Below are 20,318 nucleotides of genomic sequence, written 5' to 3' on the forward strand. Positions count from 1 at the left end.
ACCCGGAATCTCGAGGTTCCGGGTTCGATGCTACGCATCGCCCCGGAACGACAGGCAATCAATCCGCATACTTCGCCGCGCGCTTCTCCAGGTTGGAGCGCACGGCCTCGGTCTGGTTCGCGCTGCCGATCAGCTTCTGCTGCTCGACCGACTCCGCCAGCAGTGCCGGACCCGGATCGACCGAGAGATTGTTGAGCAGCCGCTTGGCCGCGCGGATCGCATCGGGGCTCTTGCCGGCGATCTCGCGCGCGACTTCGAGCGCCGCGGCGCGCGGGTCGTCGCAAATGCGCGTGGCGAGGCCGTAACTCATCGCCTCCTGCGCGGAGAAGATGCGGCCGGTATAGGTGAGATCGCGCAAAATGTCGTCGCGCACGAGGCTCGCAAGGATCGGCGTGCCCGCCATGTCAGGCACGAGGCCCCATTTGATCTCCATGATCGACATCCGCGCATCCGCCGAGAGGAAGCGCATGTCGGCGCCGAGCGAGAGCTGGAAGCCGCCGCCGAAGGCGACACCGTGCACGGCCGCAATCACGGGAACCGGAAGCTGGCGCCAGCCCCACACCGCCTGTTGCGGAAAGTTCGCCTGGCCGTGGGTCCGCTTGGTGAGATCGCGATTTTCGCCACCCGGAATTCCATTGCCGCCCTTCTCCTTCATGGCGGCAAAACGCCCCATGTCGAGACCGGCGCAGAAGGCGCGGCCTTCGCCTGACAGCACGACGACGCGCACGCTCTTGTCCTTCGAAAGCCGGTCGGTTGCGGCGACAAGGGCCTCGAACATCGCCTGATCCAGCGCGTTCATCTTGTCCGCGCGCACCAGGCGCACGTCGGCGACGCCTTCCGAGATCGAGATCGAGACGCGCTCTTCCATGGATGAATTCTCCCCTAGTTCTTGCCTGTTCTTGTTCAGTGCCGCTTTACAGGAAGCCGGCGGCCGGATTTAGTCAATCGACCAATTAACTGACAATCCGTACGGGAGAAACAGCCATGTTCAAGGAAAATCTTCTGGCCGGACGGCGCATTCTCGTGACCGGCGGCGGTACTGGGCTCGGCAAGTCGATGGCGGCGCGCTTCCTCCAGCTCGGCGCCGAGGTGCATATCTGCGGCCGGCGCAAGATCGTCTGCGACGAGACCGCGACCGAGCTGATGGCCGAGTATGGCGGCCGCGTCACCAGTCACGGCGTCGACATCCGCAACGCGCTCGCGGTCGAGGAGATGGTGGAGACCATCTTCCGCGACGCGCCGCTGACCGACCTCATCAACAACGCCGCCGGCAATTTCATCTCGCGCAGCGAGGAGCTGTCGCCGCGCGGTTTCGACGCCGTCGCCAACATCGTCATGCACGGCACGTTCTACGTGACGCAGGCGATCGGCAAGCGCTGGATCGCGGCCAGGCAGCCCGGCAACGTGGTCTCGATCACCACGACCTGGGTGCGCAACGGCTCGCCCTACGTCGTGCCGTCGGCGATGAGCAAGTCGGCGATCCACGCCATGACGATGTCGCTCGCGGCCGAATGGGGCCGCTACGGCATCCGCCTCAACACCATCGCGCCCGGCGAAATCCCGACCGAGGGCATGAGCAAGCGCATCAAGCCCGGTGACGAGGCCGGCGCGCGCACCAAGGCGATGAATCCGATGGGCCGCGTCGGCACCATGGAGGAACTGCAGAACGTCGCCGTGTTCCTGATCTCCGGCGGCTGCGACTGGATCAACGGCGAGACTATCGCCATGGACGGCGCGCAGGCGCTGGCGATGGGCGGCAATTTCTACCAGCTCCGCGACTGGAGCGACGACGACTGGAAAACCGCGCGCGAGAGCATCATGGCGCAGAACGAGAAGGATCGGGCGAAGCGGGGGTGATGGCGCCTTGCCAGGGCGAGGACGTGTAAGGGGCTGACGCTTTCGCCCCACGCTCACCTGTCGTCCCCGCGAACGCGGGGACCCATAACCACAGGGAGAAGTGTGGGGCGAGACGGTAACTCCGAGTTATCGTAAAACTTCTCCCTGTGGTTATGGGTCCCGGATCTACGCGCGCTTGAGGCGCGCTTGTCCGGGACGACAGCGGGGCTCCCACCTTGTCTTCCCCCGCGGATGACGCCACACTCTTGGGCATAAGAACAAGACGCCACGGGAGAAACATGTCCACACAGCCATTGGCAACTCTCGCCGACATGGTGCGCGAACGCGCCAGAAGCCGCGGCAACGCCATCGCCTACGAGTTCGAGGGCCGCCTCACCAGCTTTGCCGAATTCGACGCGAGGACCAACAAGGTCGGCAACGCGCTGATTGCGATGGGCGTGAAGAAGGGAGACCGCATCGCCTATCTCGGCAAGAACAGCGATCTCTATTTCGAGCTGCTGATGGGCGCGATGAAGGCCGGCGTGGTGACGGCGCCGGTGAACTGGCGGCTCGCGGGGCCCGAGGTCGCCTTCATCGTCGAAGATTGCAAGGCCGCGGTGCTGTTCGTCGGGCCGGAGTTCATCACGCAGGTCCGCCAGATCAGGGATCAGCTGCCGGGCGTGCGCACGGTTATCACCACGGAAGGCGGCGCGCCGGAATGGCAGGATTTTTCGGCGTGGCGGGATGCGCAGAGCGGCGACGATCCCGGGGTGCCGATCGACACGAAAGACATCGCGATCCAGCTCTACACGTCCGGCACCACGGGCAAGCCGAAGGGCGCGATGCTGAGCCACGCCAACTTCCTCAACCTCGTGCAATCAGGCAATGCCGAGGACAAGCCGGAGTGGAACCGGTGGTCGACCGACGACGTCTCGCTGGTGGCGATGCCGGTCTTCCACATCGGCGGCTCCGGCTGGGGCGTGATGGGCCTCTATCACGGCGCCCGCGGCGTGATCGCGCGCGAATTCGATCCGACCAAGGTTCTGGATTTCTTCGAGCAGTCGGGCATCACAAAGCTGTTCATGGTGCCGGCGGCGATGCAGTTCGTGGTGCGGCAGCCGCACGCCAGGACGGTGGACTTTTCACGATTGAAATACATGCTCTATGGCGCCTCACCGATACCGGCCGCGCTGCTGAAGGAGTGCATCGAGGTTTTCAAATGCGGCTTCGTGCAGCTGTATGGGATGACCGAAACCACGGGCACCATCGTTGCGCTGCCGCCGGAGGATCACGTCGAGGGGCTGGAGCGGATGCGCTCGGCCGGCAAGGCGCTGCCGGGTATCGAGCTGGCGATCCTGGATGTGGACGGCAAGCCGTTGCCGCCACGAGAGGTCGGCGAGATCGCGACGCGCTCGGGCTCCAACATGGCCGGCTACTGGAACCTGCCGGAGGCGACCGCCGCGACGCTTCGTTCCGATGGTTGGCTGCGCACCGGCGATGCCGGCTACATGGACGAGGACGGCTATCTCTACATCCACGACCGCATCAAGGACATGATCATCTCTGGCGGCGAGAACATCTACCCCGCCGAGGTCGAGAGCGCCCTGTGCGATCATCCTGACGTCGCCGAAGCCGCGGTGATCGGCGTGCCCGACGACAAATGGGGCGAGGCGGTGAAGGCCGTGGTGGTGATGAAGCCCGGCAAAGAGGCAAGCGCCCCCGACATCATCAACTTCACCCGGACGCGCATCGCCGGCTACAAGACGCCGAAGAGCGTGGAGTTCCTGCCGGCGCTGCCGCGGAATCCGAGCGGCAAGATCTTGCGGCGGCAATTGCGGGAGCCGTATTGGGCGGGGAAGGATCGACGGGTGAATTGATCCCGCGGTGCCGTAGGGTGGGCAAAGGCGCGAAGCGCCGTGCCCACCATCTCACTCCGTATTAGAAAGGATCGTGGGCACGCTTCGCTTTGCCCACCCTACGGTAGCGGTGCAGGCCGTTAGTGCTTCCCCGGGCCCATATACCCGAACAGGAACCCCGCCACCTTCCGCATCTGAATCTCCTCGCTGCCCTCGGTGATACGATACCTGCGGTGATGGCGGTAGATGTGCTCGAACGGCTTGTGGCGTGAGTAGCCCATGCCGCCATGGACCTGCATGGCGCGGTCGGCGGATTCGCAAGCGAGGCGGTTTGCCCAGTAGTTGCACATCGAGACGCGGTCGGAGAGCGTGCGCTCGATCTGCTCCTCGGTGAGCTGGTCCATCTCCCAGGCGGTCTTGCGGATCAGAAGGCGCAGCATCTCGGCCTGCGTCGCAAGCTCGACCAGCGGGAACTGGATCGCCTGGTTCTCCGCGAGCGCGCGGCCGAACGGTTTTCGCTCGCGCGCGTACTTCACACTCTCGTTGATGCAATAGACCGCCGCGCCCAGCGAGCTCGCAGCCTGACGGATGCGGTTCTGGTGGACAAAACACTGCGCCAGCGACAGGCCGCGACCGACCTCGCCGAACAGCGCGTCCTCCGGCACGAACACGTCGGTGAAGCTGACGCGCGGATGATCCGTCGGCATGTTGAAGGTCCACATGTACTCCTCGACCTTGACGCCGTGGCTCTTGGCCGGAACCAGGAAGCAGGTGATGCCGCGGGCATCGCCGTCATTGCCGCCAGTGCGCGCAAACAGCGCGCAGTGGGTGGCGACGTGCATGCCTGTGGTCCACATCTTCTCGCCGTTGATGATCCAGCCCTTGACGTTGTCGCGGGTGGCCGGCACCGCGCGCGTCTCCATATGGGTCGCATCCGAGCCGTGATGCGGCTCGGTCAGGCCGAAGGTGATGCGGTACTTGCCCCTGATCGAACCGTCGATCATCGCCTTCTGGTCGTCGCGGCCGTAGCGATCGAGCATGGTGACGACAGGAAAATTTCCGACGATGGAATGCTCGTTCTGGAGATCGTTGTGCAGGCCGAGGCCTTTTGCGGCAAAGTGCTCGCGGATCACGGCCATCCAGAGGTTGGAGCCATCCTTGCCGCCATACTGCTTCGGCACCGGAAAGCGCAGGTGGCCGGCGGCGTCGGCGAGATCCTTGGCCTTGCGCAGCAGCGCTTCCCATTCATGCCGCGGCAGGCCGCCATTCTCGAAATCGGTGCGCGCCCATTCGCGGCGATGATCGAAGAAGCGGATGTTGTCGTCGGCGTCTTCCAGCGGCTTGATTTCGCGTGCGATGAAACGATCGAGCTCTCCGAGATAGGCGACGAGATCGGCAGGCAATGAGAAATCCACAGGTTCTCTCCCGGATTGATTTTGTCGTTTTGCGTTAAGGCGCTAGGCGCGTTTCTGCTTCGTGCGATTAAGCTGAGAAGAGCGCGCGCAAGTCAAGCAAAGCGAGGCGTGTGGCGCGCGCAAGGCGCACCAGCGCAATTCGATGGTGCTCCAGCGCCGACGCGCGGTAGTATGACGCCAATATTCCTTCGGAAGAAAATGCGGGAGTGCGCGATGGAGCTGAAATTCTCAAAGGTGGAACGCAAGGGGCCGATCACGATCGTCACGCTGTCGCGTCCCGAGGTCTACAACGCGCTGCACACCGATGCGCATTTCGAACTGCAGAAGGTGTTCGACGATTTCTCTGCGGATGCCGAGCAGTGGGTCGCGATCGTCACCGGCGCCGGCGACAAGGCGTTCTGCGCCGGCAACGATCTGAAGTGGCAGGCGGCCGGCGGCAAGCGCGGTTGGGACAAGGGCGGCTTTGCCGGCCTCACCGCGCGCTTCGACTGCGACAAGCCGATCATCGCGGCGGTGAACGGCGTCGCCATGGGCGGCGGCTTCGAGATCGCACTGGCGTGCGACCTCATCATTGCCTCGGAGAACGCGACCTTCGCCCTGCCCGAGCCGCGCGTGGGCCTCGCCGCGCTCGCCGGCGGCCTGCACAGGCTACCGCGGCAGATCGGGCTGAAGCGCGCCATGGGCATGATCCTCACCGCACGCCATGTCAGCGCCAAGGAAGGCCATGAGCTCGGCTTCGTCAACGAGGTGGTGCCGCAGGGCGAAGCGCTGTCGGGCGCGCTGCGTTGGGCGGACATGATCACCAAGAACTCGCCGATGTCGATCCGCGCCTCCAAGCAGGCGATCCAGAAGGGGCTCGGCGTCTCGCTGGAGCAGGCGATCGAGGAGCAGCGGGAGTACCCCGCGGTGAAGGCGATGGTGGCCTCGCAGGATTACATCGAGGGCCCGAAGGCGTTCTCGGAGAAGCGGCCGCCGAAATGGGTGGGGAAGTAGGAACTCGGTAAAGCGGCCCGGCGTGCAGAGCAGCAGCGTGTCGAAGCTCATAACTCTCTACTTGGTCGTCCCGGCGAAAGCCGGGACCCATAACCACAGGGAGGAATGGGACGAAGACTGGTCGTTCGGGATTAGCACAACGCACGATCGATAGATCACGCGGTATGGGTCCCGGCCTTCGCCGGGACGACGATCGAAATGTGCGGCGGCGCCTACCCGCCCCGCCCTAGCTCGCGCTTGTACGAGGCGTAGTTCGGCTGATCGACCGCGAGCTTGTCCATCGTGGTCGCCCACAGGTGCTCCGCGAGGCCCGGCGTTGCCAAATCGACCTCGCCCTTGGCAATGCGCTCGGCGAGCGCGTGGTTGAGTTCGGTCACCGAGCCGTCCTCGCCGAGCAGCGCGCGCAGGCGCGCCACTTCCGCAGCATCACTTCCCTCCTCCCGCGTCAGCTGGCGCGTGACGAGGTCGAGGATGTTGATGGCGACGCGCAGCTTGAAGGCCTGGTGACCGGAGATCAACGGCGTGATGTCGTTGCGCAAGAAATCGGCGACTGACTTGGTCAGCTCGATCGGTGTCGGCTCGTCCTGCATGGTTCAGCTCCCGCGCGGCGCCAAGAGCCGCAACAGATCGATCTCGGTTTCGCTCGCACGGCGGCCGATCATCGCGCGTTCCATGGAATGGTCAGGGCCCTCGCGAAACCGCTGCATCATGCCGCCGCACATGATGCCCCAGCGCAGCGTGCCCATGACTTCCCAGAATTTCACACGCACCGGATCGACCCGCCGGCCGGCAGCCTCGTAGCCCGCAAACAGCTCCTCGCGTGTGCCAAAACCGCCGACCGGCTTGTCGATCTCGCCGAAACGCCAGGAGTTGACGCAGACCCAGCCGAGATCCTCCATGGGATCGCCGAGATGGGCGAGCTCCCAGTCGAGCACCGCGCGTACGCCATCGCGGCCGATGATGAGATTGCCGTTGCGGAAATCGCCGTGCACCAGCGTGGTTTCGGTTGACGGGCCGGGATCGTGGTCGCGCAGCCAGCGCAGCGCCAGCTCGAATACGGGCTTGGGCCAGTTCAGGCTGCGATAATCGCGCTCGAACTCGGAAATCTCCTGGGTCGCCGACCTGCTGCGAAGCTCGGGAAGCTTGTCCTTTGGCAGTCGATGCAAGCCAGCGAGAATGCCGCCGATCTGCCGCGCCAGATGCGGCCGCGCCGCCGCATATTCGTCATCGCGAAGAATCTTGCGCGCGATAGTTTCGCCCTCGACCCGCTGCATGATGAAGCCGGTGCCGAGATCATCCTCCGGCACGAGCACATGCATCACGCGCGGCGACGGCACGCCGGCCTCATAAGCGAGCTGCATCAGCTGCGCTTCTGCGGCAAGCCCGGCCGCGCGCGTCGGCGCCGCGCCATAACCCTTCGGCGAGCGGCGCAGGATCGCGCCGATCACACCATCGGGATGCCTGATGTCGAAGCGCCAGGTTTCCTGACTGGCGCCGCCCGACAATTTGGCCGCAGAGGTCGCGCCGCTCGCGCCCTTGCACCAGCGCCGGACGCTGCGTGAAAGCTCGGCCTCGATCATTTGCCTTTGAACTGCGCGGGCCGCTTCTCCAGGAAGGCGCCGACGCCCTCGCGGAAATCCTGGGTGTCGCCGGCGCGGAGCTGGCACTGGAATTCGAGGTTGAGCTGATCCTCGAAGGAATTTTCCGGGCTGTCCCAATAGAGCTTGCGGATCAGCGACAGCGCCACCGTCGGGCCGCTGGCGAGATCGCGCGCAAGCTTCATCGCCTCCTCCATCAGCACGCCGTCATCATAGACGCGGTTGACGAGGCCCCATTCCAGCGCCTTCTCGGCCGGCAGCCGCTCGCCCATCAGCGACAATTCGATCGAGCGCGCCCGGCCGACGAGGCGCGGCAACAGCCAGGTCGAGCCGCAATCCGGCACGAGGCCGATGCGGCGGAAGGCCTGCAGGAAGTAGGAGGACCGCGCGCACAAAATCATGTCGCCGAGCAGCGCGAAGCTCATGCCGGCGCCCGCCGCCGGACCGTTGACCGCCGTGACGATCGGGCAATGCAGATTGCGAATGCGGCGCAGGAAGGGGTGAAAGCCGGTCTCCAGCGTCAGGCCGGCCTTGGTCTTCTTCGACTGGTTGTTGCGGCCCTGGAGATTCGCACCCGTGCAGAACGCCCGCCCCGCGCCGGTCAGCACCACGCAGCGCACCTCGTCCTTCTTCTCCTCGATCGTATCGAGTGCTTCGGCGAGGCCGCCCAGCATGTCCACGGAGACCGCGTTCATCACCTCCTGATGGTCGAGCCTGAGGATCGCGACCGAGCCATCGAAATCGAGCGTGACGTGTTTGAACTGCATGGTTTCCTCGTGAGTTGCGGCCTGCGTCAGTTTCGCAGACCGGAATTCGTTTTGCCGGGGCGCATATTTGATTTTTAGCGCGGTCTTGTCCATGGTGATCAGAGCATAGCAAGCAATCTTGCGCGCAGCGGCTGATGCGCCGCATACCCAAAAACAGGAAACGCGCCATGAACCTTTTCGACCTCTCCGGCCGCGTCGCCGTGATCACCGGCGGCAATGGCGGCATCGGCCTCGGCATCGCGCAGGCGCTCGCCAGCCAGGGCTGCAACGTCTCGATCTGGGGCCGCAATGCCGACAAGAACAAGGCCGCTGCCGCGAGCATGGCGGGGCTATCAGGCAAGGTCGATGCCCGCGTCTGCGACGTCACCGATCCAGCTTCGGTCAACGCCGCGATGAAGGCGACGCTCGACGTTTTCGGCCGGGTCGACGGCTGTTTCGCCAATGCCGGCATCGGCGGCGGCGGCCGGCGCTCCTTCATCGAGCGCACCGAGGAAGAATGGCGCACGATGTTTGCGACCAATCTCGACGGCGTGTTCCACGCCTTCCAGGCCGCGGCGAGACACATGACCGACCGCGCCAATGCCGGCGATCCCTTCGGCCGGCTGGTCGCGACCTCGAGCCTCGCCTCGATCTTCGGCACCGCGCGCAACGAGCATTATGCCGCGACCAAGGCCGCGATCAACGCGCTGGTCCGCGCGCTCGGCGTCGAGCTCGCCCGCCACGGCGTCACCGCGAACGCGATCCTGCCCGGCTGGATCAAGAGCGACATGACGTCAGGTCTCATGGCCAACGAAAAATTCGTCGCCAACGTCATGCCCCGCATTCCGGTGCGCCGCTTCGGCGAGGCATCCGATTTCGGCGGCATCGCCGTGTATCTGATGAGCAAGGCATCGTCGTATCACACGGCGGATACGTTCGTGATCGACGGCGGCTATACGGCGTTTTGATTTTTCGTAGCCCGGATGGAGCGCAGCGCAATCCGGGGACTGTCAGAAGTTAACAAGACCCGGATTTCGCTACGCTCCATCCGGGCTACAAACTCTGAGGGAATGGGCAAATGTTCTCACACATCATGATCGGCACCAATGATCTCGACAAGGCCAAGTCGTTCTACGACGATTTGCTGAGCACGCTCGAAGTGCGGCCGGCCAGGGTCGACGGCCACCGCATCTTCTACATCACCAAGACCGGCGTGTTCTCGGTGTCGAAGCCGATCAACGGCGAGCCGGCCACGTGCGCGAATGGCAGCACCATCGGCTTTGCCTGCAATTCGCCGGAGCAGGTCGACAAATGGCACGCAGCCGGCCTCGCGGCAGGCGCAAAATCGATCGAGGATCCGCCCGGCATCCGCCAGGGCCCGGGCGGCAAACTGTATCTCGCCTATTTGCGCGACCTCGACGGCAACAAGATCTGCGCGATGCATCGGATGCCGAACTGACCACACACTCAGTGTCGTCCCCGCGAAAGCGGGGACCCATAACCACAGGGAGAAATTAGGGCACGAAGCTCTCAACTCCGAGTCATCGCCAAGCCACTCCCTGTGGTTATGGGTCCCGGATCTGCGCTTCGCTTGTCCGGGACGACACCGGCTAGGGAGCGCCTCACTCCACCCCATTCAAACAACATTTCAAACGCCCTCGCGAAATTCCATCGCGTGGCATGGCTGCGCGTGAAAAATGCGCGCTCGCACTTTGGCCGCGCGGCGACTATTCTTGCGCCCAGAACGATCTCAGCATCCCCGGGAGGAACAATGACAAAACACACCTATATTCCCCGCACCACCAACTACACCCTCAATCCCGGCGACGAGCTCAACGACCTCCGCATGTCGGACCAGGTCCGGCCGCTCTACGATCACGTCAAGAAGTTCATTCGCGAGACCGTCGAGCCGATGTCGATCGAATTCGCCAAGGCCGGCGAAGGCAAGGAGGATCGCTGGAGCTTCACGCCGAAGCAGCTCGAAGTGCTGGAAAAGGCCAAGAACAAGGCCAAGCAGGAAGGCCTCTGGAACTTCTTCCTGCCGGATGACGAGACCGGCCAGGGCCTGAAGAATCTCGACTACGCCTATATCGCCTCCGAGCTCGGCAAGAGCCCGCTGGCGTCCGAGAGCATGAACTGCTCGGCGCCTGATACCGGCAACATGGAGGTGCTGGAGCGCGTCGGCACCAAGGAGCAGAAGGAGAAGTGGTTGAAGCCGCTGCTCAACGGCGAGATCCGCTCGGCCTACGTCATGACAGAGCCGAACGTCGCTTCCTCCGACGCCAAGAACATCTCGACGACGGCCAAGCTCGTCGGCGACGAATGGGTGATCAACGGCGAGAAATATTACATCTCCGGCGTCGGCGATCCCCGCTGCAAGATCCTGATCGTGATGGTGAAGACCAATCCGGACGCGGCGCCGAGCAAGCAGCAGTCGCAGATCCTGGTGCCGCGCGATACGCCCGGCGTCGAGGTGCTCGGTCCCATGTACGTGTTCGGGCAGGACCATGCCCCGCGCGGCCACATGCACATGCGCTTCAACAATGTCCGCGTCCCCAAGGAGAACATGCTGCTCGGCGAAGGCCGCGGCTTCGAGATCTCGCAGCTCCGCCTTGGTCCCGGCCGTATCCATCACTGCATGCGCACCATCGGCAAGGCCGAGAAGGCGCTCGACCTCATGGTGCAGCGTGGCCTCACCCGCGAAGCCTTTGGCAAGAAGATCGCCCATCTCGGCGGCAACATGCAGATCATCGCGCAGGCGCGCTGCGAGATCGAGGCGATGCGGTTGATGGTGCTGAAGGCGGCCAAGGCGATGGACGTGCTCGGCAACAAGGAGGCCCGCGTCTGGGTCTCAATGGTCAAGGCCATGGTGCCGGAGCGGGCCTGCAAGATCATCGACCAGGCGATCCAGATGCACGGCGCCACCGGCATCTCGCACTGGACCCCGCTCGCCGAGATGTACCAGGACGTCCGCCATCTGCGCTTTGCCGACGGTCCGGACGAGGTGCACTGGATGGTGGTTGGTCGCCACGAGCTGAGCATGGCGTAAGCGAGGATCGTAGGGCGGAAGCGAAGCGTAATCCGCCGTCTTTCTTGCGAGATGGCGGATTACGCCTTCGGCTAATCCGCCCTACGAGACCTACGTCGCGACCGCCTCGACCTTGTCCTGCGTCTTCGTCTCGAAATCACTTGCGTCATGCCGCTCGTGGAGCTGGCTGGCGGGATCGCCGGAGACGCGGTTGACCATGCGGCCGCGCTTCACGGCGGGGCGCTGCGCGATCTGGTCGGTCCAGCGCTGCACGTTCTTGTAGTCCTGCACCGAGAGGAATTCGCCGGCGCCATAGACCAGCCCCTTGGCGAGCGCGCCGTACCAGGGCCACACCGCCATGTCGGCGATCGTATACTCCTTGCCCGCGAGATATTCGTTGTCGGCAAGACGCCTGTCGAGCACGTCGAGCTGACGCTTGGTCTCCATCGCGAAACGGTCGATGGCGTATTCGATCTTGAACGGCGCATAGGCGTAGAAATGGCCAAAGCCGCCGCCGAGATAGGGCGCGCTGCCCATCTGCCAGAACAGCCAGGACATCGCCTCGGTGCGGCTCTTGATGTCCTTCGGCAGGAACGCGCCGAACTTCTCGGCGAGATAAAGCAGAATCGAGCCGGATTCGAACACCCGGATCGGCTCCGGACCGGAGCGATCCACCAGCGCGGGAATCTTCGAGTTCGGGTTGATGTCGACGAAGCCGCTGCCGAACTGGTCGCCGTTGCCAATCCTGATCAGCCAGGCGTCGTATTCGGCCCCCTTGTGGCCGAGCGCCAGAAGTTCCTCCAGCATCACCGTGACCTTCACCCCGTTCGGCGTCGCCAGCGAATAGAGCTGGAAGGGATGCTTGCCGACCGGGAGCTCCTTGCCGTGGGTCGGGCCGGCGATCGGGCGATTGATGCTGGCGAACTGCCCGCCATTTTCCTTGTTCCAGGTCCAGACTTTGGGCGGCACGTAGGCGGGGGTGTCGGTCATGCGAGGGCTCCGGCGGAAAGATGCGCCTGCATTAATTAGACCCCGATTGGCCGATGGCAAGCCCTCTGAGATGCATTGCCGGGCGGGGCGTCTCACCGTTTCGTCATGGCACGCTCCCTCCCCGTCATTCCGGGGCGCCCGCAGGGCGAGCCAGGAATCCATCGCGCCGCCTGGAATGCTCTGAAAAATGGATTCCGGATTCTCGCTGACGCGAGTCCCGGAATGACGGCGTCACCCAGGACGCCGCGCCTTGGGGTATAACGCGACGTCTACACACAAGATGCCTCGCCGAATCCGGCCTGTCATCGCCAGTGACGATCGGCTAGCGTCATCTTGCTTCGCGCGCCAAAGCAACGAGAACGCGAAGACCGCCGGGAGAGAGAGCCATGAAATCGCCGATCTGCGACATGCTGGGCATAGAATTCCCCCTGCTGGCCTTCAGCCATTGCCGCGATGTCGTCGCTGCCGTCAGCCGCGCCGGCGGCTTCGGTGTGCTCGGCGCCACCGTGCACACGCCGGAGACGCTCGAACGCGAGCTGAAGTGGATCGACGATCACGTCGACGGCAAGCCCTACGGCATCGACGTGCTGATCCCCGAAAACATCTCGACCGCGGGCGAGAAGGACGTCACCTGGAAGAGCCTGGAAGCGCGCGTGCCGCAGGAGCACCGGACCTATACGCGCGAGCTCCTGAAGAAGTACGATATCGAGCTGACGACCACGGAGGTCGCAGCCAATCAGCCGCAGCCGTTCGACGGAAAGACGGCGCTGCAATTGCTCGAGGTCTCCTTCAATCATCCGATCCGGCTGATCGCAAATGCGCTGGGCGTACCGCCGAAGGCGATGATCGAGATGGGCAAGAAGCACGGTGTGCCGGTCGCAGCGCTCGTCGGCGCCAAGGAGCACGCGCTGCGCCAGGTCGCGGCTGGTGTCGACATTCTCGTGGTGCAGGGCACCGAAGCCGGCGGCCATTGCGGCGAGGTCTCGACGATGGTGCTGGTGCCCGAGGTGATCAAGGCGATCAAGCCCATCCGCGACGTGCCGGTGCTGGCGGCCGGCGGCATCATGACGGGACGGCAGATGGCGGCGTGCATGGCGATGGGCGCGGCCGGCGCCTGGACCGGCTCGGTGTGGCTTGCGACGGTGGAAGCCGAGACCACGGAGATCTTTCGCGAGAAGATGATCGCCGCCTCTTCCCGTGATGCCGTCCGCTCGAAAGGCCGCACGGGCAAGCCGGCGCGGCAGCTCCGCTCGGTCTGGACCGATGCCTGGGACCGTGCGCCGGACAGCCCTGGCGCACTGCCGATGCCGCTGCAAAGCGTCATTAGCCGCGATGCCTTCAACTCAATCGACCGCGCGGCGGCAGGCGGTAACGCCAAGGCGCGCGATCTCGTCAGCTATTTCGTCGGCCAGGGCGTCGGGCTGGTCGACAGCGTGAAGTCGGCGGGCGCGGTGGTGCAGGAGTTCAAGGAAGATTTCGCCGAAGCCGTCGAGCACATGAATGCGCTGGTGGCGGAGTAATTGCTCTTGGCCGGCATGTTGCTCGCGGCCCATCCTTCGAGGCTCGCGGCGCGATGCTAGCGCATCGTGCCACTCGCACCTCAGGATGACGCTGTATCCGTAGCCGTCATCCTGAGGTGGCCGCTTCTTCAGCGGCCCTCGAAGGGCGACGGCGTGCCCGAGATCTGAAACGTAAAGCAAGAAGAAATGACCAATATCCCCGAAGACCGCATCCCCGTCATCGTCGGCATCGGCGAAATCGTCGATCGCCCGAAAGACATCACCGAGGGCCTCGAGCCGCTCGATCTCTTGGAACAAGCGCTACGGCGCGCGGAGGCTGACGCCGACGCAAAGTTGCTCGGCGAGCTGCAATCGCTCGACGTCGTCAACTTCCTGAGCTGGCGCTATCGCGATCCCGAGAAGCTGTTGGCGCAGCGCCTCGGCGTTACGCCGTCGCATTGCTATTACGGCCAGGTCGGCGGCGAGAGCCCGATCCGCTACATCCACGAAGCCGCCAAGCGCATCGCACGCGGCGAATGCACGGTGGCCGCGGTCTGCGGTGCCGAGGCGCAGTCGACTGCAACCAAGGCGGAGCGCGCTGGCGCCAAATTGCCGTGGACGCCGTTCGCCCATGACGTCGAGGAGCCCAAGCGCGGCGCGGCGTTCCAGAAGCCGCTGGCGGTGAAGCTCGGCGTGTTCCGCCCCGTCACCGTCTATCCGTTCTACGAAGCCGCCTCCTCCGCGCATTGGGGCCAGACGCCGCGCGAGGCGATGGCGGAATCAGGCACGCTGTGGTCGCGCTATTCGGAGGCCGCCACGCAAAATCCCAATGCCTGGCTCAAGCGGCGCTATGCGCCCGAGGAGATCACGACGCCGACCGCAGACAACCGGCTGATCGCGTGGCCCTACAACAAGCTGATGGTCGCCAACCCCAGCGTCAACATGGGTGGCGCGCTGCTGCTCACGAGCCTCGCCAGGGCGCGTGCGCTCGGTATCGCGAAGAGCAAGCTGGTCTATCCGCTCGGCGGCGCCTCGGCGGAGGAGCCACGCGACTATCTGTTGCGCGACCAATTCTACGAGAGCCATCCGCAGAACGCGGTGCTGAAAGCGGTGATGGATCTTGCCGGCGGCGACGGCAAAAAGTTCGACGCGATCGAGCTCTATAGCTGCTTCCCCTGCGTGCCCAAGATGGCGCGGCGAACGCTTGGCCTGTCCGCCGACGTGCAGCCGACCGTGACCGGCGGCCTCACCTTCTTCGGCGCGCCGCTCAACACCTACATGACGCATGCCGCCTGCGCGATGGTGCGGCGTGTGCGTGATGGTGCAAAGCTTGGCCTGCTCTATGGCCAGGGCGGCTTCATCACCAAGCATCACGCCCTGGTGGTGTCGAAGACGGCGCCGCGCGAGGCGCTGACGCAGGAGACGAGCGTGCAGGGCGAAGCTGATCGTAACAAGCGCGCGGTGCCGGAGTTCGTCGCGGAGGCGTCGGGCAAGGGCAAGGTCGAGAGCTTTACGGTGCTCTATGGCCGCGGCGGCGACGTCGAGCACGGCGTGGTGATGCTGCGGACGGAAGATGATAGGCGCACGCTGGCGCGGATTCCGGCGAGTGATAGCGCGACGTTGGCGCATCTGCTCAACATGGACCGCACGCCGGTGGGATCGCTCGGCGAGATCAAGATGGCGGGGGACGGCGTGCCGGAGTGGAAGTTGGCGTGACGCGCTTTCGTGTCCCGGACGCGGTGCGGCGCGAAGTGCCGCTCCGCAGAGCCGGGACCCAGAAAGCTAAAGAGTACGGCGAGGAGAGATGGGCCCCGGCTCAGCAGCGCATCACTGCGTGCTGCGCTGCGTCCGGGGCGCGAGACTGTCTTCAGCTCCTCGGCGCCTGCTTCTCGGATGCCGTCGCCGGCTTGGCCTTGGCGCCGACGACACGCACTGCATCGCCGTCCGACAACCCGTCCGGCGGCGCGGTGATGACGCGGTCGTCCGCTGTTATGCCCGAGGCGAGCTCGATCTCGCGGCCGAGGTCGCGGGCGATGGTCACGGGCTTGAACAGAACCTTGTCGTCCGCACCGACGGTGGCAACGCGCAGGCCGCTGCTGTTGAAGATCAACGCGCTGGCGGGGATGCTGAGCGGCGCGGAATCGCGCTGGAGGTTGAGCTTCACGCTGGCATAACCGCCGGGCATCAGCTCGCCTGAGGAATTGTCGAGCCCGAGCTGCATGCGCGTGGTGCCGGAGGCGACGTCGACGGCCTGCGAGGACGCCTCCACCGTCGCCTGGAAAGTCCGGTTCGGATACTCCGGCAGCGCGATCGTCGCCTTGGCGCCGATCTTGATCGCCGGCACGTAGTTCTGGGGCACGTTGACATAGACGCGCAGCTTGGTGATGTCGGAGATCACGAACATCGCCGGGCCCGAGCCGCCGCCGGCATTGATCAGCGCGCCGACATCGGTGTCGCGCGCGGTGACGACACCGTCGAATGGCGCGGTGATCTTCTTGTAGCCGGCCAGCGCTTCCAGCCGCTCGACATTGGCCTTGCCCGAATTGACGGCGGCGTTCTTGTTGGAGAGATCGGCGGTGCGCTCGTCGATCTCCTGTGCCGAGACGAAGTTGGAGGCGACCAGCGTCTTGCGCCGGTTCAGCGTTGCCTCCGACAGCCTGGCGCTCGCCTGCTGGCTGGCGAGGTCGGCTCTCGCCTGCAAGAGTTGCTGATCAAGGTCCGGCGCCTCGATCTCGGCGATCACCTGCCCGGCCTTGACGCGGGCGCCGATGTCGGCGCTCCAGCTCTTCAGATAGCCGGACACGCGCGCGAAGATCGGGGCGCGATAATACGCTTCCAGCCGGCCCGGCAGATCGATGGTGGCGTTGAGCGCCTTGGCGCTGGGCTGCGTCACCGCGACGCTGGGAACGGCCTGATCGTCGGTCCATTCCTTCAGCCTGGAGCCCTGCTCCTCGCGCGCGCGGATGCCGGTGCCGACGACGAGGCCGGCCGCGATCAGCGCCACCACGCCGAAGATGCCCAGTTTCCGGTGCGAGACCGGGGAGCGGGGTTCAGTGGGCGACATGCGGGGTCTCCAATGGGGCGGCGGCTTTGGCGCCTTGCTTCTTGTGTACCATGCTGAACACCACGGGAACAAACATCAGCGTGGCGAAGGTTGCAAAGATCAGGCCGCCGATTACGGCGCGGCCGAGCGGCGCATTCTGCTCGCCGCCCTCGCCCAGCCCCAGCGCCATCGGCGCCATGCCGATGATCATGGCGAGCGCGGTCATCAGCACCGGACGGAACCGGACGAAGCCGGCCTCCAGCGCCGCGGCGACGGGATCGCCGAGCTCCTCGTAACGCTCGCGCGCGAAGGAGATCACCAGCACGCTGTTGGCGGTGGCAACGCCCATGCACATGATGGCGCCGGTGAGCGCGGGGACCGACAGCGTGGTCCCGGTCGCGAACAGCATCCAGACGATGCCGGCAAGCGCCGCCGGCAGCGCCGTGATGATCACGAACGGATCGGACCAGGACTGGAAGTTCACGACGATCAGGAAATAGATCAGCACGACGGCACCGAGCAGGCCGAACAACAGGCCGGTGAAGGCGCTGTTCATGGTCTGCACCTGTCCGAGCAGCACCACGGAAGAGCCCTTCGGCACCTCCTTGGCGGTATCGGCGATCACCTTGCGGATATCGGCGGCGACCGCGCCGAGATCGCGGCCCGAGGTGGTCGCAAAGATCTGCACCATCGACTGGATGTCGTATTGCGAGACAACCGCGCTCGAGGCCGAGCGCCTGATGTCTGCGATGCCGCCGAGGATCGGCGACTGCGCATTGCCGGCCGCGGTGATCGGCAGCGTCTGCAACGCGCTGAGCGAATCGATCTGGTACTGCGGCGTCTGCATCACGATCGAGTAGGACACGCCGTTCTCGGGGTTGAGATAGTAGGTCGGCGCCACCTGCGAGGAGCCGGCGAGATTGACCACGAGACTGTTGGTGACGTCGCGCTCGGTCAGGCCGACATATTGCGCGCGGGTGCGGTCGACATCGATGTTGAAGGTCGGAGCATTCGGCGATTGCTGGATGCGCGCATCTGCAACGCCGGGGATCCTGCGGACTTTTGCCAGCAGATTGTTGGCGTAAGCGAAATTGGCACTGAGATTGGCGCCGCGGATCTGCAGATCGATCGGCGCCGGCGCGCCGAAATTCAGGATCTGGCTGACGATGTCTGCGGGGAGGAACGCGAAGCTGACGCCGGGGAATAGCCGCGGCAACTGCTCGCGCAGCACGCGCACATGCTCCTCGGTCGGCTTGTGGCCCTCCTTCAGCTTGATCTGGATGTCGCCGTCCTGCGGACCGATCACGCCGGTGTTGTTGTAGGTCATGTTGATGCCGGAGATCGGCATGCCGATGTTGTCGGTCATGGTCTCGATCTCGCCGGGGATCAGCTTGCGGACCGCCTTCTGCACGTCGGCGAGCTGGTTGGCGGTCTCCTCGACGCGGGTGCCGACCTGGGTGCGGACATGCATCAGGATGTTGCCGGCGTCGACCGCGGGAAAGAAATTGCGACCGAGGAACGGCACCAGCGCGAAAGATACGCCGACCACCCAGAGGAAGCCGATCACGAACACCGCACGGTGCGCCAGCGCGAGCCCGAGGAAGCCATGGTAGCCGCCGCGGATGCGCTCGAACCGTGCCTCGAAGCCGCGCTGGAACCAGACGAGCGGATTGCGCGATTTCGGCGGCCCGCCTTCATGATGGACATGCGCCTGCAACAAATAGTTCGCCATGGTCGGCACCAGCGTGCGCGACAGGATGAACGACCAGATCATCGCGAACATCACGGCTTCCGCCATCGGCACGAACAGGAAGCGCGCGACGCCCGAGAGGAAGAACATCGGCACGAACACGATGCAGATGCAGAGCAGCGACACGAAGGCCGGCGTCACGATCTGGTTGGCGCCGTCGAGGATCGACTGCTCGACCGGCTTGCCCTGCTCCAGATGGTAGTTGATGTTCTCGATGGTCACCGTGGCGTCGTCGACGAGGATGCCGACCGCGAGCGCAAGGCCGCCGAGCGTCATGATGTTGAGCGTCTCGCCGATCGCCGACAGCATGATGATGGCGCCCAGCACCGACAGCGGGATCGAGACCGCGATGATGATGGTCGAGCGCCAGCTGCCGAGGAACAGCAGGATCATGACGCTGGTGAGCAGCGCCGCGATCACGCCTTCGACCGCGACGCCCTGAATCGCGCCGCGGACGAACACCGACTGGTCGCCGATGAAGCCAATCTTCAGCGCGTCGGGGAGCTGGTCCTTGACGTCGATCACCTTCTGCTTGATGCCGGCGATGATATCGAGCGTCGAGGTCGCGCCCGCCTTCAGCACCATCATCAGCACCGAGCGGTTGCCGTCGACATGGACGATGTTGGTCTGCGGCGGATTGCCGTCGCGCACGGTGGCGACGTCGCGCACATAGACCATCGCGCCGTTGACCGTCTTGATCGGAAGGTTGCCGAGCTCGTCGATCCTGAGCGGCGAGTTGTTGAGCTGGATGTTGTACTCGAACTGACCGATTTTCTGGGTGCCGACGGGCGTGATCAGGTTCTGCGCGGCGAGCGCATTGGCGACGTCCTGGCCGGACAGGCCGCGAGCCTGCAGCGCGGTGGGATCGAGGTCGATCTGGACCTGGCGCTGCTTGCCGCCGAACGGATAGGGGATCGCTGCGCCGGGCACGGTGACCAGCGGCGTGCGCAGATTGTTGATGCCGATGTCGGCGAGGTTCTGCTCGGTCAGCCCGTCGCCCGACAGCGCCACCTGGATGATCGGCACGGTGGAGGCCGAGTAGTTCAGGATCAATGGCGGCGTCGCGCCCGGCGGCATCTGCTTGATCAGCGTCTGCGAGATCGCGGTGACCTGCGCGTTGGCGGTGCGGATATCGACATTGGGCTGGAAGAAGATCTTGATGATGCCAAAGCCGTTATAGGAGTTGGCCGTGATGTGCTCGATGTCGTTGACCGTCGTCGTCAGCGCCCGCTGGAACGGCGTGGTGATACGGCCGGACATCTGGTCGGGCGGCAGGCCGGTGTACTGCCAGACCACGCCGATCACGGGAATGCGGATGTCCGGGAAGATGTCGGTCGGGGTCCGCAGCGCCGCGAGCGGTCCGATGATCAGCAGCAAGAGTGCCAGCACGACGAACGTATAGGGCCGGCTCAGGGCAATACGGACCAGAGCAATCATGCGCCAGGCAAATCCGGGTCAGATGAGAATACGGAATCCGCCCCCGCGGCGATCCCCATTCCCCTTTACCCGAGCACCACCGGAAACGCTAATTACCAGGCACTATCCTGCATTCACTTCCCTGCTA

General features: G+C 64.7%; 16 protein-coding genes. 8 read left to right on the plus strand and 8 right to left on the minus strand.

Annotated features, from left to right (window positions below; all coding sequences use genetic code 11):
- Positions 1 to 58 precede the first annotated feature (58 nt).
- On the minus strand, positions 59 to 868 hold the full coding sequence (locus tag RAD04_RS02165) for a crotonase/enoyl-CoA hydratase family protein (RefSeq protein WP_461622440.1): 810 nt from the start codon (positions 866 to 868) through the stop codon (positions 59 to 61).
- A gap of 116 nt (positions 869 to 984) precedes the next feature.
- Here RAD04_RS02165 and RAD04_RS02170 point away from each other — a divergent pair, with 116 nt between their 5' ends.
- Together RAD04_RS02170 and RAD04_RS02175 are read left to right on the plus strand one after the other, a co-directional pair.
- A complete protein-coding gene (locus tag RAD04_RS02170; RefSeq protein ID WP_461622441.1) occupies positions 985 to 1,857 on the plus strand; it encodes an SDR family oxidoreductase in 873 nt (290 codons plus the stop codon).
- A 278-nt stretch (positions 1,858 to 2,135) separates the two neighbouring features.
- Positions 2,136 to 3,713 carry a fatty acid--CoA ligase gene (locus tag RAD04_RS02175; protein ID WP_461622442.1) on the plus strand — a complete coding sequence of 526 codons (1,578 nt, stop codon included), beginning with the start codon at positions 2,136 to 2,138 and terminating at the stop codon, positions 3,711 to 3,713.
- A gap of 119 nt (positions 3,714 to 3,832) precedes the next feature.
- On the opposite strand, the gene RAD04_RS02180 is transcribed toward RAD04_RS02175, so the two are convergent.
- Positions 3,833 to 5,107, minus strand: a complete 1,275-nt coding sequence (locus RAD04_RS02180) for an acyl-CoA dehydrogenase family protein (RefSeq protein ID WP_461622443.1) — start codon at positions 5,105 to 5,107, stop codon at positions 3,833 to 3,835.
- Between the two features lie 213 nt (positions 5,108 to 5,320).
- On the opposite strand from RAD04_RS02180, the gene RAD04_RS02185 reads away from it, so the two are divergent.
- Positions 5,321 to 6,100, plus strand: a complete 780-nt coding sequence (locus RAD04_RS02185) for an enoyl-CoA hydratase-related protein (RefSeq protein WP_461622444.1) — start codon at positions 5,321 to 5,323, stop codon at positions 6,098 to 6,100.
- 212 nt (positions 6,101 to 6,312) lie between these two features.
- On the opposite strand, the gene RAD04_RS02190 is transcribed toward RAD04_RS02185, so the two are convergent.
- From RAD04_RS02190 to RAD04_RS02200, 3 genes are read right to left on the minus strand one after another with little or no spacing between them, the layout of a single operon-like run.
- Positions 6,313 to 6,690, minus strand: coding sequence for a DUF6285 domain-containing protein (locus RAD04_RS02190; protein ID WP_461622445.1), 378 nt, complete (start codon positions 6,688 to 6,690; stop codon positions 6,313 to 6,315).
- Between the two features lie 3 nt (positions 6,691 to 6,693).
- On the minus strand, positions 6,694 to 7,680 hold the full coding sequence (locus tag RAD04_RS02195; protein ID WP_461622446.1) for a phosphotransferase family protein: 987 nt from the start codon (positions 7,678 to 7,680) through the stop codon (positions 6,694 to 6,696).
- Positions 7,677 to 8,465, minus strand: coding sequence for an enoyl-CoA hydratase/isomerase (locus RAD04_RS02200; protein WP_104462367.1), 789 nt, complete (start codon positions 8,463 to 8,465; stop codon positions 7,677 to 7,679). The genes RAD04_RS02195 and RAD04_RS02200 overlap by 4 nt, the downstream gene beginning before the upstream one ends.
- Positions 8,466 to 8,632: 167 nt before the next feature.
- Between RAD04_RS02200 and RAD04_RS02205 the strand changes: the two genes are divergently transcribed.
- From RAD04_RS02205 to RAD04_RS02215, 3 genes are all read left to right on the plus strand, one after another.
- Positions 8,633 to 9,412, plus strand: a complete 780-nt coding sequence (locus tag RAD04_RS02205) for an SDR family NAD(P)-dependent oxidoreductase (protein ID WP_461622447.1) — start codon at positions 8,633 to 8,635, stop codon at positions 9,410 to 9,412.
- A gap of 110 nt (positions 9,413 to 9,522) precedes the next feature.
- A complete protein-coding gene (locus RAD04_RS02210; RefSeq protein ID WP_461622448.1) occupies positions 9,523 to 9,903 on the plus strand; it encodes a VOC family protein in 381 nt (126 codons plus the stop codon).
- Between the two features lie 312 nt (positions 9,904 to 10,215).
- Positions 10,216 to 11,493 carry an acyl-CoA dehydrogenase family protein gene (locus tag RAD04_RS02215; protein WP_461622449.1) on the plus strand — a complete coding sequence of 426 codons (1,278 nt, stop codon included), beginning with the start codon at positions 10,216 to 10,218 and terminating at the stop codon, positions 11,491 to 11,493.
- 90 nt (positions 11,494 to 11,583) lie between these two features.
- Here RAD04_RS02215 and yghU read toward each other — a convergent pair whose 3' ends face one another.
- Entirely contained in the window at positions 11,584 to 12,462 is an 879-nt protein-coding gene (gene yghU, locus RAD04_RS02220; protein WP_461622450.1) for a glutathione-dependent disulfide-bond oxidoreductase, read from the minus strand.
- Between the two features lie 386 nt (positions 12,463 to 12,848).
- Between yghU and RAD04_RS02225 the strand changes: the two genes are divergently transcribed.
- On the plus strand, positions 12,849 to 13,982 hold the full coding sequence (locus RAD04_RS02225; RefSeq protein WP_461622451.1) for a nitronate monooxygenase: 1,134 nt from the start codon (positions 12,849 to 12,851) through the stop codon (positions 13,980 to 13,982).
- Positions 13,983 to 14,168: 186 nt separating this feature from the next.
- Positions 14,169 to 15,677: an acetyl-CoA acetyltransferase gene (locus RAD04_RS02230; protein ID WP_461622452.1), complete on the plus strand. Its 1,509-nt coding sequence runs from the start codon at positions 14,169 to 14,171 to the stop codon at positions 15,675 to 15,677.
- A 151-nt stretch (positions 15,678 to 15,828) separates the two neighbouring features.
- Here the strand turns inward: RAD04_RS02230 and RAD04_RS02235 are convergent, their stop codons facing one another.
- Both RAD04_RS02235 and RAD04_RS02240 read right to left on the minus strand, forming a co-directional pair.
- Entirely contained in the window at positions 15,829 to 17,025 is a 1,197-nt protein-coding gene (locus RAD04_RS02235; protein ID WP_461622453.1) for an efflux RND transporter periplasmic adaptor subunit, read from the minus strand.
- Positions 17,012 to 20,191, minus strand: coding sequence for an efflux RND transporter permease subunit (locus RAD04_RS02240; RefSeq protein WP_461622454.1), 3,180 nt, complete (start codon positions 20,189 to 20,191; stop codon positions 17,012 to 17,014). The genes RAD04_RS02235 and RAD04_RS02240 overlap by 14 nt, the downstream gene beginning before the upstream one ends.
- Between the last annotated feature and the right edge of the window lie 127 nt (positions 20,192 to 20,318).

Source organism: Bradyrhizobium sp. 25ACV, from assembly GCF_054863005.1.